This is a genomic window from Polycladidibacter stylochi (genome assembly GCF_001562055.1).
GTDB classification, from domain to species: domain Bacteria; phylum Pseudomonadota; class Alphaproteobacteria; order Rhizobiales; family Stappiaceae; genus Pseudovibrio; species Pseudovibrio stylochi.
Genome location: NZ_LLWE01000009.1, coordinates 37,142 through 53,688, shown reverse-complemented (window position 1 = coordinate 53,688; position 16,547 = coordinate 37,142). Strand labels below are relative to the sequence as shown.

Below are 16,547 nucleotides of genomic sequence, written 5' to 3'. Positions count from 1 at the left end.
GATGAAATCGGAATACGCATCCAGCCCGTGTTCCTGATTTGGTCCAGAAATCTCTACCTCCCGACCGGGGGAAAATTGGGGAGCACATCACATAAGGCGAGAATGCAAATGAGGCTAACATAAACTAAGGGCGCATCTTTTACTACTCTTGCTACCAAGTCTTGGCAATCGCTTTAAGAACGTAAACGAGAAACAGTTTAATTGTTTAAAGTAACCTGACTATAAACGACGCTGCTTTTTGGGTGCGCTAGCTCTTTCAGATACCCATATGCCCCCTAATACCAATGCCAAAGCAAACCCATGGTATAACTCAAAATTCTCGCCCAATAAAACAACCGCAAGTAAGGCACTGAAAATGGGAATGAGGTTAACAAAAACACCAGCACGCCCTGGTCCAATAAGCTCAACGCCACGCATAAAGAATACCTGAGATAAAAATGAGGGGAATAAAGCAATATATATGCATATGAGCCACCCAACCACATTGGGCCACTGCAAAGCGCCAGCAGCACTTTCCCATATTAAAAACGGTATTGAAACCAATGCAGCAATAGTGGATGTCACAGTAAAGAAAACAAGACCGGGGACTTTCGGCCGCTCCCTAAGGGCAAGTGTGTAACCACTATAAAAAACGCAGGCCAACAGCATAAAGCCATCCCCTGCATTAAATTCCAAATTGGCAATTGTGGCCAGATCACCGTTACTTGCAACTGCCAAAACGCCGGTAATCGTAAGCAAAACCCCCACAAATTGTTGCAGGCTTACCGGTGTTTTAAAAACCATAAGTGCACCAATTAGCACCATCATTGGTATTGAACCTTGTAAAATCCCAATGTTGACTGCGGTGGTTTGATGGGCAGCAAAATATAAAAGCGCGTTAAATCCTGTAAACCCGAATGCCGCCATAACAACAATCATCGAGAGTTGGGGGCGCATATCAGCCCAGTGTTTAACGACAGCGCGGCCGTTAATTGTCCACATAAGGGCGCAAACGAGTGACCATCTAATAAAGACAATTGCCATAGGCGAAACGTCACCAACAGCAATTTTGCCTGCAATAGTGTTGCCACTCCAAAATAGCGTGGTCAGACTTAAAAGAAGAATGGGGCGGCTATAAAAACCGGATGGTCTGCTCATAAAAGGTCCATGCTATTATTAAAACAAATGAATTTGAGCCACACGTTATTGAGGCTTATTGTGAGAAGTGTCGAAAGCCCCTTAGTTTGTCAATGAATTTTTTAAAACAGCACGAAAACGACAGCCAAAATTTCATTAGTACAGATAATGGTAATGTATGATTTGGCCAAAACCCCATGAGCTAATTATCTTTTTGTTATACTTGCTTTTTAAAATCATATAATCAAGGATTACCCAAACAAGGCAGGGCACTTTTCGCAAAATACTAATTTGGAGCTTCAATGAAAACCAGTGTTACGGTTGCCGGTATGCAAATTGATGCAAACTTTCATGACTTTGTCGAAAGTAGGCTTTTAAAAAATGCGCAAATAAAGAGTGATTTCTTTTGGCAATCGCTTAATGAAATCCATCGGGATCTCTCACCAATAAACCGACAACTGCTGGAAAAAAGAAGCGAGCTTCAAGGTCAACTAGACGCTTTCTATCAACAAAACACTAGCCCAACACCGCAAGATCAAGCAGAGTTTTTAAATGAAATTGGCTATTTATCACCGAATGGCGGTGATTTTACTATTGATCCGGCCAATGTTGACCCCGAGATTGCGCGTTCCGCTGCGCCCCAACTCGTTGTACCTGTAACCAACGCAAGGTATTTACTGAACGCTGCCAATGCCCGCTGGGGTTCGCTATATGATGCTCTTTACGGAAGCGATGCATTAGGCAGCCTGCCACCAAAAGGGGACTATGATAGCGAGCGCGGCAAGGCGGTTATTACCTATTGCCGCAATTTACTAGATACACACATACCGCTCGATAATGGTAGCTGGCACGACGTTACCGAACTAAGCGTGTTTGGGGCCTCCCTTGCCTTAATGCAAGGCGATGAGCAAATGGCAGGCCTAGAGAATACCCTACAGTTTGTCGGCTATTTCGGTAATACTGAAAACCCTGATCGTATTCTGCTCGAAAAAAATGGTTTGCACATCGAACTGGTTATAGATCGCAAGCATACAATTGGCAGAATCGATCTTGCTGGTATAGCTGATATTCAAATTGAATCGGCGCTAACCACGATAGTTGATTTCGAAGATTCGGTAGCAGTTGTAGATGCAAATGAAAAATTACAAGCCTACGCCAATTGGCTAGGGGTGATGGACGGCACACTACAAGCTGAGTTCGAAAAAACAGGTAAAACGATAAAACGTAGCTTAGCGCAAGATCGCCACTATATCGACGCGCAAGGTGAGCCGCTTGTTATTTCAGGCCGTTCTTTGTTACTTGTCCGTAATATGGGTATTACATCAACAACACCATTGGTTCGTGACGAGAATGGTGAAGAATACTATGAAGGTATTCTGGATGCTGTAATAACCAGCTTGATAGCATTACAGAACCAACATTCTGACGGTCTTGGAAAAACTCAAAAGTCCAACTCGCAAGGACAATCCATTTACATCGTTAAGCCTAAATTACACGGCGCGGATGAAGTGGTATTTGTTGACACGCTTTTTGATCGTGTTGAAAAAATGTTGTCTTTGGCAACCGGCACCATAAAACTTGGCCTGATGGACGAGGAGCGGCGTACTTCACTCAACCTGAAAGAGTGTATCCGCGCAGCCAAGGACAGAATCTGTTTTATCAATACCGGTTTTCTTGACCGCACTGGCGATGAAATACACAGCGCAATGCAATTCGGCCCCTTAGTGGCAAAGGATAAGATGCGCCATGAAAAGTGGTATCAAGCCTATGAGGAAAACAATGTAAGAGTTGGCCTCGAAACAGGTTTTTCCGGTGTGGCGCAAATCGGTAAAGGGATGTGGCCTAAACCCGATAGTATGAAGGCAATGTTGCAAGAAAAGCAAGCACAGGTACTTGCGGGGGCAAGCACCGCTTGGGTACCTTCCCCAACAGCTGCTACATTACACGCGCTGCACTATTTGGAACATAACACCAAAGCAATTCAGGAAAGCCTGGAAAAAGATCAAGGTAAATCAACGCAGTATGACCTTATAACATTACCGGTCATCAGTGATCGTCCCACTCCCGAGGAGATTGAAACAGAGTTGTTCCGCAATGCGCAAAGTATATTGGGCTATGTTGTACGCTGGGTGGATCAAGGTATTGGGTGCTCGAAAATTCCTGATCTGGATGGAACCGGATTGATGGAGGATAGGGCAACACTGCGTATTTCAGCACAAAGCCTAGCAAATTGGTTGTTGCACGGCCTTTGTACGCAAGATCAAATAGAAGCAGCTTTTTTGCAAGCAGCACATTTGGTCGATCAACAAAACATCGATGAAGTCAATTACAGTCCGATCGCTTCAAATCCGCAATCAAATGTTGCCTATCAAACAGCATTAAAATTGGTGCTGAATGGGGCTCAATCGGCCAATGACTATACCGAAAGTGAGTTGTTTGCTGGCCGCAGGCAACGCAAACAGCAGCTGCAAAGCGTCACATAATTGCCAGCTTTTTTACAGGGTCCGCCAACTCCAAAAAAGCTGGCGGGTCTTTAGATGCTAAAAAATCTCGGAGAGCTGTGCCACATCAAGTCGCAATAAGTCCCTGTCAGTTGTGGCCACACTAAACGCACCGTAATACCCATTCCGAGTATTGATCAAATCCGGATCATACTCCAACCCATTGAGATTTTTGGCTGATTGTTGGGCTAGATTCCATTTCAGACTGTTATAAAAAGCATCGTATCCTTGAAATTTGGTGGATTGGGATAGCCAGCTGAATTGGACCAATTCGTCATTCAGAGCGTTGTTGCAAATCAGACCGCTCCCGTAAATACCAGTAGAATAAGGATTACCCCCCGTTTCAAAGGTCGCATTCACACCTTCAAGGTAGGGCTTGATATAGTTATCATAGTCGGATTGGCTGGCATCGTAATCAACGGCAAAATAGATAGCGGATCCCTGCGGTTGGCCAACCCCATGTGCCAAGGTGAGTGCTGTCGTTGCTGCTGACTGACCCGCTTCATAGCTAAAGCTTGAAGGGCTGTTGTTGCTATCTTGGTAGACGACAAAAATCTTAAGACCGGCAGTGCTAAGGTCCAACGCCTCTTGGCGTGTCAGTACCTTCCAACTGCTTTTTGAGTAATAACGCCCAACCGAGCGAAAACCTGCTTGAGCAATGGCTAATGCATAGGCGCTCGTGTTTTGCGCCGTGTCCAAACCATAAACGTTACCTTCAATTTGCGAAGCATTGATGTGTGTTTGTAAAAGGCTCATTCTGGCCTCCTGTATCATGAGTAGACACAGGAGCCGACGCTCCGTTTATAACGCTGTGATCTATGTAATACCAACATAGTTAGGGCAGGGTTTTACAGCTCATTACATTGGTAGAGTTATTTTAACAATCAGCCCTGTCATGTCGCCATCGTTATCATCTGCATTTTTAAGCTCAATGGTGCCACCATGGGCGTGTACAATTGAGCGGCAAATAGAAAGGCCAAGGCCAATACCACCCGTTTCTTCGTTTCGCGATTCTTCCAACCGAACGAACGGCTCAAAAACGTCGCACAACCTATTTTCTGGAATTCCCGGCCCGTCATCACACACGCGAATAACGGCGTTACTACCAACTCTTTCTAAGTGAACGGCAGCTCGAGAACCATAACGAAGCGAATTATCAATCAAGTTACGAAGGGCACGTTTGAAAGCATTGGGGCGTAGTGCACAAACAACGCCGCTATCAACATTTTCTTCAACACGCGCCCCCATTTCCAGATAGTCGTAGCATATACTTGAAATGAGATCACTTAAGCTGACTTTTCTCAGCGCTTCAGATTGGGATTCATCTCTGGCAAAGCGTAAGGTTGCCTCAACCATGCTCTGCATTTCGTCAAGAGTTGCAATCATTTTCGCTCGATCTTCTGCATCCTCGACAAATTCAGCACGTATACGCAGTGAAGTGATAGGTGTACGTAAATCATGACTAATGGCAGCCAGCAATTTAGTTCGATCATTGATAAACCGCGTCAAACGCTCTTGCATCTGGTTGAACGCATTTGTCGCAAAGCGAAGTTCTTTGGGGCCACGTAATGGTATCGGTTCGCTGTTTTCACCGCGTCCAAGCTCTTCGGCGCGTTGAGCCAACACCTGTAGCGGTTTTGTAACCCACATCACAAAAAGGCTCACGACAACAATCAACAAGCCCCCTAGAACAACAAGGGGTAATAGAACCGTCTGAAAGGGCAACGCGGGAGGAATAAAGCTGCTTTGAACATTCAGCCAGTTGCCGTCTTTCAGTTGTATACTGGCATCCAGACAGCCGCCATTTCGTTGTATTGAGTGTAGTTTTTCACGTGCCCTCTGTATTTTCGAAGCATGATGCGAGAATTCGTTTCGCTTGCCATCACGCTCCAGCCGTTCATTATGGCGCCGTTTCTCCCGCCTCTCTTCTTTACTCAAATGGTCATCATCTTCATCCCGGCGGGAGGAAAAGTGTTTCCAATCTTTGTCGTTCAATGTTGAAATTCTAGCATGCACAATACGCCGCTCATCCAGCGCTTTACGTAAGTAACGCGAGATGGATCGCTCGATATCACTGTCTTCCGACTTGGAAATAGTTGCATGACGATCAATGGAAAAACTACTGCTACTATTTGAAATTGTATCAAGAATAGGCTGCTGATAGTCTTTGGGAACACTCTCAAGTAGGCGAATAACCGAAGCAGTACGCCATATGGCATTATCCCTTGCTTGGCCAATAAGCGCACTTCGTCGTTCACCGCTCAGCAGATGAATGCTAACCAGCATTGAGATAAAAAGCGTGATAACCAATAGGGAAATCAGCTGTCCGGCCATTCCCGAAAACCAGCCTTTCAAGCGTTTCATTTCGAACCATCACCTACTTTAGCTGCAAATGTATAACCTCCACCCCACACAGTGACGATTAATTTGGGATCTTTAGGGTTACGTTCCACCTTACGTCTCAGTCTGGATATCTGGTTATCGATAGAACGGTCAAACACAGCCGGTGACCGGCCGCTTGTTAAGTCTAGCAGTTGATCTCGAGAGAGAACGATCCCGGGGCGTTTCAAAAGGGTCAACAGCAATTGATACTCCCCACTGGAAAGGGGGACCTGAACCCCATCAGGGTTTGTTAGTTCCCTTTGGGCAACCTTTAATACCCAGCCGTCAAAAGTAAGCAATTCCTGTGCAGTGGCGTCGCGTTGCTTTGGTACATGGCTGGTCCGTCGAAGTACTGCTTTAATGCGTGCTAAAAGCTCTCTAGGATTAAATGGCTTGGTAACATAATCGTCGGCACCCATTTCTAGGCCGACTATTCTATCTGTATCCTCAGCCATGGCTGTAAGAAGTATAACAGGTGCCCGGCCTGTCTCCACAAGGTGCCGACAGAGTGATAAACCATCCTCGCCTGGCATCATTACATCCAGTACAACCAAATCGATAGCTGCAGCTTTAAGGACCTTTCGTGCCTGGGCCGCACTGTCGGCCACGCTTGTACGAAGGCCGTTCTTTTCAAGGTAACGTGCTAGAGATTCTCGGATATCACGATTATCATCGGTTATCAGAATATGAGCGCTGCTTTCTGTCATTTATTTAGCTCAATAGTTAGATTTTTGCCTAGATAACCAGATGATAGCCAATTTACCAAACGATTACTCTCAAAGCTTCAAGTCAGTTTAGGATTGATAACTGCATTTGGGAATGAGCCGCCAAAGATAAAGTGTAACAAACTGTATCACAGCCCGCTCTTGCCATAAAATCTAACAAAAACAGTCATTCCTTGCCATTCTTATGCGACACCTCATAGCTAGTTTATTCCTATCAACACAGCGCAGAATGAAGTTGAAAGGAATTTATGATGAAAACTCTTAAAGTCGCCGGACATTCAGCAGCCCTCATTGCCCTGTTACTTACAGGGGTAACTGCAGCCAATGCAAAACCGTTTTGGGGAGGCCAAAAAAATGGTGCATCCGCACGTCCTCAAAGCCAAATGATGCAGCAGATGGATTTAAATAAAGACGGATTGGTAACAAAAAGCGAGGCCGCAGAAGCACAGGCTAAGCTATTTGCTCAAATGGATAAAGACAATAACAGTGAAATTACCTTGGCAGAGTTTAAAGCTTCGCCAATGCATAACAAGGCCCCACGACTTGTACGTACATTCCAGCGCTTGGATTTGGATGGAAATGGCAAAATAACAGAAGCTGAGGCTATCAAGGTAATGAATAGTATTTCATACGGTATGGAACGCCGTATGGGACAAAAAAATTATAAAAACCGCGACTCTAAGGGGTATCGGCAGAATTATGATGGCAAAGGCTTTTCTGGTCGTGGCTCCGGGCCTGTCGGCGTCATGGGTATGATGGCAGAAATTGATAGTGACCGGAATGGTAAACTATCCGAGGCTGAAATTCAGGCATTTACGAAGCCACTGTTTGCGAACGGTGATCTCGATTTGAACGCCTTCAAACAAGTAACCGCAAAGTATACGGAGCCTATGCAGGTTAAACGCTTCCAGTCTATGGATGATGATGGCAACTTGGTCATTCCAAAGGAAGAGTTCACTACTCAACATCAAGCAATGTTCAATCGATTAGACCGCAATAGCGATGGCGTTATTTCTTCAGCGGATCGCCAACGCAAAAACTACGATCGTAAGGACAGAAAAGGGAAACACCACTCTAAAGACCGCCACCATTCCCGTAAAGATTGTGGTTGGAACAGAGACTAATACCGCTCAAGTGCAACCAAATGCGATAGGTAGCCTCTGGCTACCTATCGTGGCTTATAACTTATAGCAACATGGCTAAAACTATAAACTCAAATCGAGTTTTCTGGAGCGTGAACAGTGAGGCGGTAAACATCAATCGCCTCATTTTTTCCGTGCAGCCTGTACGCGCCGAGGCTTTCTAACTGGACCGTATTGTCAAGTTGCTCAGCAATTGTGCCAGATAATAAAATAACAATCACCTCATTTAGGGCGACTTCTTTACCAAGCGATTCCAGCCGCGAGGCAATGTTAACTGTATCGCCGATTACCGTGTAATTCCTGCGCTCTGAAGTGCCGATATCCCCCACAACGAGCGGACCAAGATGTATGCCCACGCGTACGCGCACCGGCTCTAAACCTTTCTCTGCACGAAGGATGTTATCTTTATGCAGTGCTGTTGCAATATCTTGTGCCGCTCTTACCGCATGTGCTGAAGGGTTTTCCATTGTTTCTGGAGCCCCCCAAAATGCCATCACACTATCACCGATAAACTTGTCAATAGTGCCTTGGTTGGCGCTTATTGCAGAGCCGATAAGTTCAAGGTGATGATTGATAAACTCTGCGGTTTCTTCCGCATTCATTTTCTCAGATAGACTGGTGAATCCGGCTATATCTGTAAACATAACGGCCAACTGGCGATTTTCCGATTGTGCTCCAATGCGCCTTTCACGAATGAGGCGGGATACCAACTCAACCGGGACATAACGGCCAAAAGACTGAAGCCCACGCAACATTCTGTTAAAGGAAAGGGCAAGCTGGTCAATCTCGGAAAATGAACTGCGCGGCAGTGGACGTACCTCGCGAATATCAAATTTGGATACCTGAGTGACACCGTTCACGGCTCTTCGTACGGGCACAGATATAAAATAGGCCAGGATTACTGCAAAAAGCACACTGGCAAACAGCAGACCAATACCCAGACCAACATTTTGTAGTAGTGCATTTTCACGTTCTTCGACAAGAGCGCTGGGCATCGACCATGCAACGCGGTAGTCCAATGACTTATAAAAATGTTGCGTCGGACCTACAGTGAATAGATAGGATTTTCCTTGATTTTTGATCTGGTAAACGTTGATCTTTTGGTGATCTAAAACATAAAGAGGGTTTTGTTGCTGTATCGCGGAGAGTTGGTCTCGTGCCGGTGCCAATGCTGTAACCGCACGTTCCCCCCACTGATCTAATAGTAATTCTGGGTGTGCTAAAATGCGGTTGTGGCTATCTACCAAAAACACGGTCATTTCATCACTGGAAAGCTCTTGCATCAAGCGGGATAACTCTTTGAGTGAAAGAGAGAAAATCATCATGGTTTTTGGCTGGCTGCCATCAAATACAGGGTAAAGATACTGGATATAACGCCCACCCCATTGTTGTAAATCTTGCATTCCAGTCCATTGGGGATCTTGGGCATGTTGAAGTAGTTTGAGGGCAGCCGAATAAGGGCGCGATTCCCAGCTTCTAAAGGATTTTGCAATTGGTTCGCCGGTGGACTGTGATCTAGTAATTTCGATGACATCTCCTCCATAGGACACAAAGGAGATCTTTGTTAAATAGGGTGTTGCAGCCGTCATCCCGGAAGCATAAGCATCAACTTCCTTAGCGTTTTTTAAATCAATTGCACCGCTTATTATCGCTCTTTCAGTATAAGCCGCTTGATATTCAATCCCTTGAATGGCCTTGTTGATTTCTCTTTGCAGGTGATTAAGTCGTGAATTGGCCAGCACATTCATAGTCAAACGCAAATTACTATGCGCATTTCTGTTGTTTAAAGCAAGAAAGGCAAGGCTTGTTACGATAATTAACCCGATTACCAAAAGGCTTAGAACTGTAACCAGTGGCAGTCGGAAACGCGGTAACTTCATGAAGAGGCTCTTGAATCGATAATCTGAATCCAGAACACTGATAGTACAATTATGAGTATAATAAGAGTAAAAAAATAGGCAGAACCTTTTAAAGGTTCTGCCTGTAAAGCGTTAACAACTGACTGCAACTAGGTGTTTTTCGCAGCAGCTGGTACATCAATATCGCCATGATAGTCGACAGCAATACCGTAGTTCGGGTCTTCCATCACGGTAACCTCCACCAGATCTCCGGCGCGTTTTAACAGGCGTTTACAGTCCGGGGTAAGGTGACGAAGATGCAAGGTTTTGCCTTGCTGCTCATAGCGGGTTGCCAAAGCATCAATCGCCTCGAGTGCGGAGTGGTCCACCACACGTGAGTTGATGAAGTCAACAATGACATCATCAGGGTCGCTAATTGGGTCAAAGATTTCTTGGAAACCTGAAGCGGATCCGAAAAACAGCGGACCTTCCAACCGGTAGATCTTATGCCCTTCCGAGTTAATAGTTGTTTGCGCGTTAATACGCTTGGATGCATTCCATGCATAAGCCAATGCCGAAACAATAACGCCAACAACCACAGCAACTGCCAAGTCTGAATAGACTGTAACGCCGGTTACGAGTGCAATCACAACAGCGTCAGTGCGCGGTATTTTGTGCAAGATTTTGAATGTATTCCAAGCAAATGTTCCAACAACCACCATGAACATAACCCCGACAAGAGCCGCGAGCGGTATTTGCTCGATGAGTGGGGAAGCAAATAAAATGAAACACAGCAGGAATAACGCTGCAGCAATGCCGGCAAGGCGCGTACGGCCACCTGATTTTACGTTAATCATTGATTGGCCGATCATGGCACAACCACCCATACCTCCGAAGAAGCCTGTGACAACATTTGCAGCACCTTGCGCCAGACATTCACGAGAGGCCCCACCACGCTTGCCGGTCATTTCGGAAACGAGGTTTAAGGTCAAAAGACTTTCGATCAAGCCGATGGCAGCGAGGATCAATGAGTATGGGAAAATGATCTTTAGTGTTTCCAGATCAAATGGGACTTGGGGAATATGAAATTCTGGCAGTCCACCAGCAACAGAAGCCATATCGCCAACACTACGCACATCAAGGCCCAAACCGATGACAACAGCAGATACAACCAAAATCCCGGCTAATGGTGCTGGTACAATATTGGTTAGTTTTGGCAGTAGCCAGATAACAACCATTGTAAGTGCTACCAGACCAAGCATCAGCATCATATCGGCTCCTTGAAGCCATTGAGATGCCCCACTTGCTGGATCAATGATTTTAAACTGCCCAAGCTGTGCAAGAAAAATAACAATTGCGAGGCCATTCACAAACCCCAGCATAACCGGGTGTGGGACCATGCGAATGAATTTGCCCCAACGCAACAGGCCAAATGCGACTTGTAAAAGTCCCATCAAAACGACTGTCGCAAAAAGATATTCAACGCCATGGGTAACCACAAGTGAAACCATAACCACAGCGAGAGCACCGGTGGCACCAGAAATCATACCCGGGCGGCCACCAAAAACAGCGGTGATCAAGCCAACGATGAAAGCAGCATAAAGGCCAACCAGCGGGTCAACATGGGCTACAAAAGCAAAAGCAACAGCCTCGGGAACCAATGCCAGGGCAACGGTCAGGCCAGATAGTACTTCAGTTTTAATAGTTGCGGCTGAAAAGCCGTCTTTTGGGCGCGCAACGGCGTCTCCGGAAGAATGCAAGTGGCATCTCCTGTTTCTTACAGTGTTAAATTGCAGGCAAAATAACTGCTTTATATGTAGCTCAAATGAAGCAGAATTCTTGTATAAGGAAGCCTTATTTAGTTGCGTTCTTATATCAGACTTACCTAGAAACGATATGCATTTTTTACATAAATGCTATGCAACAATGTGGGGAAACCCGTGCATCGCATAAGCTTGAGGTTTTTAAACGGGAATTTGCAGTAATACACTAGACTATTAGTCAGGAATTACCGCATATTCGAGTTGTTAGCCGTGGAAAAGTTATCACTAAGAAATATTCATTGGCCTCCAACATGTTTGGGCCGCATTTTTGATTATTAAGCGCTATTGAGTTGCATTACCGTTTTGCTGGAGTGATTTGTCGATGAAGCCTATGAACCCCGTTTTTGCCGAGGCTAAAACCACTATATTTGAGCAAATTACCCGCCTTGCAATCGCGCATGATGCAATCAATTTGGGGCAGGGCTTTCCAGAGGAAGACGGCCCCTATGAACTGCGGGAAATTGCATCAAAAGCAATATTGAAAGCTTCTAACCAATATCCTCCGATGCTCGGAATCAAAGAATTGCGCTCGGCAGTGAGTGAGCACATGTCGCGGTTCTATGATTTAAACTTTGATCCTGATTGCGAGGTTCTGGTGACATCAGGCGCAACGGAGGCTCTGGCCGATACTTTATTAGCGCTGATCGAACCAGGCGATGAGGTCATACTTATCGAACCTCTTTATGATTGTTATCTTCCCCTTGTATTTCGCGCAGGCGGTATTCCCAAACGTGTTCGATTGTCGCCGCCCAATTGGCAGTTATCGGAAAATGATTTGGCAGCTGCATTTAGCGAGAACACAAAAGCAGTATTATTAAACAATCCTATGAATCCTTCAGCTAAAGTGTTCACAAAACAAGAGCTGGAATTGATAGCAAAGCTGGCGATTGAAAATGATTGCTATGTTATTTGCGATGAAGTTTATGAGCATATTGTTTTTGAGGATAAAAAACACATACCGTTGATTTCACTCAAAGGCATGGCTGATCGCACAGTAAAAATCGGTTCTGCGGGTAAAACGTTTTCAATGACCGGCTGGAAAATCGGATATGTGGTTGCAGAAAAAAACATATTGTCGACCATTTCAAAGGCACATCAGTTTGTAACTTTCACATCGCCACCAGCTTTGCAGCACGCAGTTGCCGCGGGACTGTCATTGCCCGACAAATTCTACCATAGCTTAAGCGAGGATATGCAGTGCAAACGTGATTTATTGGCGAGTGGTCTACAAAAGCTGGGCTTTATTGTGGATGTTTGTGAAGGTAGTTACTTCCTCAATTGTGACATTGAGCAACTCCTGCCACACGTTATCGAAAAAAATGCCGCACGGAGCGAACAAAGCAGCCAAGACCTACAATTTATTATGGCGATGATAACTCAAGCCGGTGTGGCTGCTGTACCTCTTTCGGCTTTTTATATTAGTAATGCACCGCAAACCCACATACGCTTTTGCTTTTGTAAGTCAGAAGAAACATTGAATGCAGCTCTCGAGCGCTTGCGTCAATGGTTGACAAGCCATACGCAATGGGCGCATGCGGTACATTCACAGTAGAATTCAATAATAGCATACAATCATCAGGAAAGTTTCGGGCAATGAGCAATCCCGTTTTAGTGGACGTTACAAGAGGTAATATTATCGAGAGTAGGCACACGGGTGCCATTTCAATAATGGATGAAAGCGGGTCATCAGTTTTCAGTATTGGTAACGTGCAACAACGGGTTTTTCCTCGTTCGGCAATTAAAGCGCTGCAAGCAATACCATTGGTTGAAAGCGGTGCTGCTGAGGCTTTAGATTTTGATGATGCAGAACTTGCGCTTGCCTGTGCCTCACATAATGGCGAGTCGGTACATGTAAATACCGCGCGGGTCATGTTGATGAAAGCCGGTTTAAGTGAAGAAGATTTAATGTGCGGGTCTCATTGGCCACGCCACTTGGACGATTCAATCGAGCTGGCAAAAACGGATAGTAGCCCATGCCCGCTGCATAACAATTGCTCGGGTAAGCATGCCGGTTTTTTAGGATTGGCAAAGGTGGTTGGTGTTCCGACTGCGAACTATATTGATTACGATCACCCAATACAGCAAGAAATCAGAAATATTCTGGAAGACCTTACAGGTGCAAAGCTGAGTCAGGAACAAGCAGGTATTGATGGTTGCTCCATTCCGACCTATGCGATTGAGCTCGACAAATTGGCCTTCGCATTTGCAAAGTTTGGGACTGGTGAAAATATGGCGCAAGAACGGGGGCAAGCCTGCGAGACCCTGTACGAAGCTTGTGTCAATGAACCGTATATGGTCGCTGGTAAAGAGCGCTTTTGCACCAGCATCATGGATATATTTCAAGGGCGGGTCTTTGTAAAAGTGGGAGCGGAAGGCGTGTTTTGCGCTTCACTTCCAGAGCTGGGTTACGGTATTGCTTTAAAATGCGACGATGGCACAACCCGCGGGGCCGAAGTGATGATGGCAACTGTCCTGAAGAAGCTGTTGCAGCTCAACAAAAGCGAATACAAACAACTTATGCCTTGGGCTACACAACCTCTAAAGAACCGCCGCGCCATTCATGTTGGTGATATCACCGCAAGTGAGGGATTACTTGCAGAGCTAAAGTCAAAATAGCTGTTCCTTTTTTGAACTGAAAAATGCTGCGGCCAACTTGCTGGCTGCAGCAGTAGCAGGCAACTCTCCAGCATACACAGAGGTTTTCAGCTTCGGTATAAGTGATTGAATGCTTGGATCGCCCTGTAAAGCGCTCATAACTTTATCTTGTAATAGGCTCCACATCCAATCGATTTGTTGTTGGCTACGCTTCTTGTCAAACACACCTTCTTTCACCATCACGGCTCGAAACTGCTCGATTTCATCCCACAGAGCATCAAGCCCGATGTTCTTTAATCCTGATATCAAGAGAGTTTTAGCGTTCCAGTGTGGAGATCGCGGGCTCATGATGTTCAGTGCAGCGCGATACTCAGATGCCGCAGCACGAGCCCGTACCTCGTTATCACCATCAGCTTTATTTACAGCAATCAAATCGGCAATCTCCAGAACGCCTTTTTTGATGCCCTGTAAATCATCTCCGGCACCCGGCAGCATAAGAACCAAAAAGAAATCAACCATTTGCGCAACAGTTGTTTCAGATTGTCCGATACCAACTGTTTCGACGATGATAATATCATAACCGGCGGCTTCGCATAATAGCATCGTTTCTCTGGTTTTTGCAGCAACGCCCCCTAATGTACCTGCAGTTGGAGAAGGACGTATGAATGCGTTCTCATCATAGCTCAATCGCTCCATACGTGTTTTATCACCCAAAATAGAACCGCCATGGCGCGTGGAAGAGGGGTCTACAGCCAAAACGGCAACCTTGTGACCCATAGCGGTTAAATTGCTGCCAAAGCTATCAATTGTTGTCGATTTACCCACCCCGGGTACGCCGGTAATCCCCAGGCGAAGTGAGTTGCCGGTTTTTGCCATCAAGTGCGCCAGCAGAGCTTCGGCTTGCTGGCGATGCGCGGCCTTTTTAGACTCAACCAATGTAATTGCCCGTGCTAGAGCCGCACGGTTGCCTTTGGTAAGGTTCGTTGCCAATAAAGCGGTTTGCGCGTTCATTTCCACGGTAATATCTGAAAGATCCATTGGCCTGCCTATACCTCAAAACAATACTTAAACTAGCTGTTTATGATAGATAGCAAGGCAAGCCAAGTTAGGCATTAGAATGGAGCCTGAACCACCTAGGAGTTCTTGACTTTGTCTTTATGTTGGAGGGGCTGGTTGTCATCTTTAGGAACAGGTGGAGACCAGACAATTTTCTTTAAAGTTGATTTCTTTAAAACGTTTTTATTAGGTAGAAAATCTGGATTGCCGTCATAACCGGGAGCTGTAAAGACTAGCTTGATATTCTCATTGGTTTTAACTTTACAAATGAGTAAACGAAACCAGAGGTTTAATCCCGCTTTACATTGATTAACCTGCATTTTCGTAGATTGAAAAGAATCGCCGATTTTCTCACCATTAGGGCCAACAACCTTAGGGCCAATACCTTGAATGCTGTTAATTTGAGTTTTTCCGATAACCAGCAGTTCTTGTTGCCCTTCACGATCAATAAGACTTAGGGCATTGACGCTATGAAGTGGTAAAGTGGTGCGGGTCTTTTCTACCTTGCTGACACTAGGTATCTTACTGAATTGTTCTAGTTGGTAGGGTGTTTGTGCAGTAATATCACCAACATGGTTACTGCCAATTACAAACCCTGAGTTTTTTGGGGGCGGTGTTGCTTCCAAATCCCCTTTGTCAACCATAGGTAAACAACCGCTGATACTAACAAGGATTATGGAGGGAAGGAGCATGCAAGCTAATCTGCGCAAAGTCATTGGCATATTCTTCTTATTGTTAAACAACAGTTTAAATCTTGCACTTATATAAACGAAATTCAATTCCAGAGCCTATTGATAATTACTTTTTTTGGAATAAGAACAAATCTAATAGTCGGCTCTCGGTAGAAAAATCAGCCCATCTTGAATAAATAAGGGCGCTTTTGCACCCTTACTTTGAGTAGGTTTTAGCTATAAGTGACCGCCGTACCTGCTGCAGTGACCATGAGCATAGAGCCACCTTGGCCTACTGTTTCATAGTCGATATCAACCCCGACAATTGCATTCGCACCCAACTGCTGGGCTCTTTCTTGCATCTCGTTTATTGCGATTGTGCGAGCGCGCTCAAGCTCTTCCTCATATGCCCCCGATCTGCCACCAACAATATCGCGAATACTGGCAAAAAGGTCTTTAAAAACATTGGCACCCAAAATAGCTTCACCAACGACAAGCCCTTTGTAACTGGTGATTTTATGACCCTCTAAACTATTTGTTGTTGTAATAAGCATGGTAAACGTCCTTCCAAATAATTGCTTTCAACGGTAGATAATAGGTAGGAAGCCCTGCCTATTTTAAAACCCCGACTTTGAAGCGAAATTATCCGTTATACCACTTAGAATAATAAAATACCGTTTGGTAACCTGTAAAACAAT

The 16,547-nt window shown here is 45.3% G+C and carries 13 protein-coding genes; 4 read left to right on the top strand and 9 right to left on the bottom strand.

The window, feature by feature from the left end; all coding sequences use genetic code 11:
• Positions 1–219: 219 nt before the first annotated feature.
• A complete protein-coding gene (locus AYK67_RS01805; protein WP_173645091.1) occupies positions 220–1,137 on the bottom strand; it encodes a DMT family transporter in 918 nt (305 codons plus the stop codon).
• 281 nt (positions 1,138–1,418) lie between these two features.
• On the opposite strand from AYK67_RS01805, the gene AYK67_RS01800 reads away from it, so the two are divergent.
• Positions 1,419–3,599, top strand: a complete 2,181-nt coding sequence (locus AYK67_RS01800; protein ID WP_068081500.1) for a malate synthase G — start codon at positions 1,419–1,421, stop codon at positions 3,597–3,599.
• Positions 3,600–3,656: 57 nt separating this feature from the next.
• Here the strand turns inward: AYK67_RS01800 and AYK67_RS01795 are convergent, their stop codons facing one another.
• The 3 genes from AYK67_RS01795 to AYK67_RS01785 form a co-directional block, all read right to left on the bottom strand.
• Positions 3,657–4,373, bottom strand: coding sequence for a DUF1906 domain-containing protein (locus AYK67_RS01795; protein ID WP_068081497.1), 717 nt, complete (start codon positions 4,371–4,373; stop codon positions 3,657–3,659).
• Between the two features lie 102 nt (positions 4,374–4,475).
• Positions 4,476–5,981 (bottom strand): ATP-binding protein, encoded by a 1,506-nt coding sequence (locus AYK67_RS01790; protein WP_068081494.1) that lies wholly within the window; start codon positions 5,979–5,981, stop codon positions 4,476–4,478.
• Positions 5,978–6,706 (bottom strand): response regulator, encoded by a 729-nt coding sequence (locus AYK67_RS01785; protein WP_068081492.1) that lies wholly within the window; start codon positions 6,704–6,706, stop codon positions 5,978–5,980. Before AYK67_RS01785 ends, AYK67_RS01790 begins: the two co-directional genes overlap by 4 nt.
• Before the next feature lie 269 nt (positions 6,707–6,975).
• Here AYK67_RS01785 and AYK67_RS01780 point away from each other — a divergent pair, with 269 nt between their 5' ends.
• Complete coding sequence (locus AYK67_RS01780) at positions 6,976–7,848, top strand: EF-hand domain-containing protein (RefSeq protein ID WP_068081489.1); 873 nt, start codon at positions 6,976–6,978, stop codon at positions 7,846–7,848.
• Positions 7,849–7,937: 89 nt separating this feature from the next.
• On the opposite strand, the gene AYK67_RS01775 is transcribed toward AYK67_RS01780, so the two are convergent.
• Together AYK67_RS01775 and AYK67_RS01770 are read right to left on the bottom strand one after the other, a co-directional pair.
• On the bottom strand, positions 7,938–9,746 hold the full coding sequence (locus tag AYK67_RS01775) for an adenylate/guanylate cyclase domain-containing protein (RefSeq protein ID WP_068081486.1): 1,809 nt from the start codon (positions 9,744–9,746) through the stop codon (positions 7,938–7,940).
• A 128-nt stretch (positions 9,747–9,874) separates the two neighbouring features.
• On the bottom strand, positions 9,875–11,464 hold the full coding sequence (locus AYK67_RS01770; protein ID WP_068081483.1) for a SulP family inorganic anion transporter: 1,590 nt from the start codon (positions 11,462–11,464) through the stop codon (positions 9,875–9,877).
• Positions 11,465–11,849: 385 nt separating this feature from the next.
• On the opposite strand from AYK67_RS01770, the gene AYK67_RS01765 reads away from it, so the two are divergent.
• Together AYK67_RS01765 and AYK67_RS01760 are read left to right on the top strand one after the other, a co-directional pair.
• Positions 11,850–13,079 (top strand): aminotransferase, encoded by a 1,230-nt coding sequence (locus tag AYK67_RS01765; protein ID WP_068081480.1) that lies wholly within the window; start codon positions 11,850–11,852, stop codon positions 13,077–13,079.
• Positions 13,080–13,120: 41 nt separating this feature from the next.
• On the top strand, positions 13,121–14,143 hold the full coding sequence (locus AYK67_RS01760) for an asparaginase (protein ID WP_068081475.1): 1,023 nt from the start codon (positions 13,121–13,123) through the stop codon (positions 14,141–14,143).
• Here AYK67_RS01760 and meaB read toward each other — a convergent pair.
• The 3 genes from meaB to AYK67_RS01745 all read right to left on the bottom strand — a co-directional run bounded on the left by meaB (position 14,135) and on the right by AYK67_RS01745 (position 16,403).
• Positions 14,135–15,160: a methylmalonyl Co-A mutase-associated GTPase MeaB gene (gene meaB, locus AYK67_RS01755; RefSeq protein WP_420800591.1), complete on the bottom strand. Its 1,026-nt coding sequence runs from the start codon at positions 15,158–15,160 to the stop codon at positions 14,135–14,137. The genes AYK67_RS01760 and meaB overlap by 9 nt on opposite strands.
• A 95-nt stretch (positions 15,161–15,255) precedes the next feature.
• The gene (locus tag AYK67_RS01750) at positions 15,256–15,822 is read right to left on the bottom strand and encodes a DUF1131 family protein (protein WP_162265066.1); all 567 of its coding nucleotides are present in this window, start codon (positions 15,820–15,822) and stop codon (positions 15,256–15,258) included.
• A gap of 260 nt (positions 15,823–16,082) precedes the next feature.
• Positions 16,083–16,403 carry a heavy metal-binding domain-containing protein gene (locus AYK67_RS01745; RefSeq protein ID WP_068081469.1) on the bottom strand — a complete coding sequence of 107 codons (321 nt, stop codon included), beginning with the start codon at positions 16,401–16,403 and terminating at the stop codon, positions 16,083–16,085.
• Positions 16,404–16,547 lie beyond the last annotated feature (144 nt).

Excerpts from the sequence above, each read along its gene's own strand:
- AYK67_RS01780 (WP_068081489.1), top strand. The coding sequence starts at position 6,976 with ATGAAAACTCTTAAAGTCGCCGGACATTCAGCAGCCCTCATTGCCCTG.
- meaB (WP_420800591.1), bottom strand. The coding sequence starts at position 15,160 with ATGGATCTTTCAGATATTACCGTGGAAATGAACGCGCAAACCGCTTTA.
- AYK67_RS01785 (WP_068081492.1), bottom strand. The coding sequence starts at position 6,706 with ATGACAGAAAGCAGCGCTCATATTCTGATAACCGATGATAATCGTGAT.
- AYK67_RS01800 (WP_068081500.1), top strand. The coding sequence starts at position 1,419 with ATGAAAACCAGTGTTACGGTTGCCGGTATGCAAATTGATGCAAACTTT.
- AYK67_RS01765 (WP_068081480.1), top strand. The coding sequence starts at position 11,850 with ATGAAGCCTATGAACCCCGTTTTTGCCGAGGCTAAAACCACTATATTT.
- AYK67_RS01750 (WP_162265066.1), bottom strand. The coding sequence starts at position 15,822 with ATGGTTGACAAAGGGGATTTGGAAGCAACACCGCCCCCAAAAAACTCA.
- AYK67_RS01795 (WP_068081497.1), bottom strand. The coding sequence starts at position 4,373 with ATGAGCCTTTTACAAACACACATCAATGCTTCGCAAATTGAAGGTAAC.
- AYK67_RS01745 (WP_068081469.1), bottom strand. The coding sequence starts at position 16,403 with ATGCTTATTACAACAACAAATAGTTTAGAGGGTCATAAAATCACCAGT.
- AYK67_RS01805 (WP_173645091.1), bottom strand. The coding sequence starts at position 1,137 with ATGAGCAGACCATCCGGTTTTTATAGCCGCCCCATTCTTCTTTTAAGT.
- AYK67_RS01760 (WP_068081475.1), top strand. The coding sequence starts at position 13,121 with ATGAGCAATCCCGTTTTAGTGGACGTTACAAGAGGTAATATTATCGAG.
- AYK67_RS01790 (WP_068081494.1), bottom strand. The coding sequence starts at position 5,981 with ATGAAACGCTTGAAAGGCTGGTTTTCGGGAATGGCCGGACAGCTGATT.
- AYK67_RS01775 (WP_068081486.1), bottom strand. The coding sequence starts at position 9,746 with ATGAAGTTACCGCGTTTCCGACTGCCACTGGTTACAGTTCTAAGCCTT.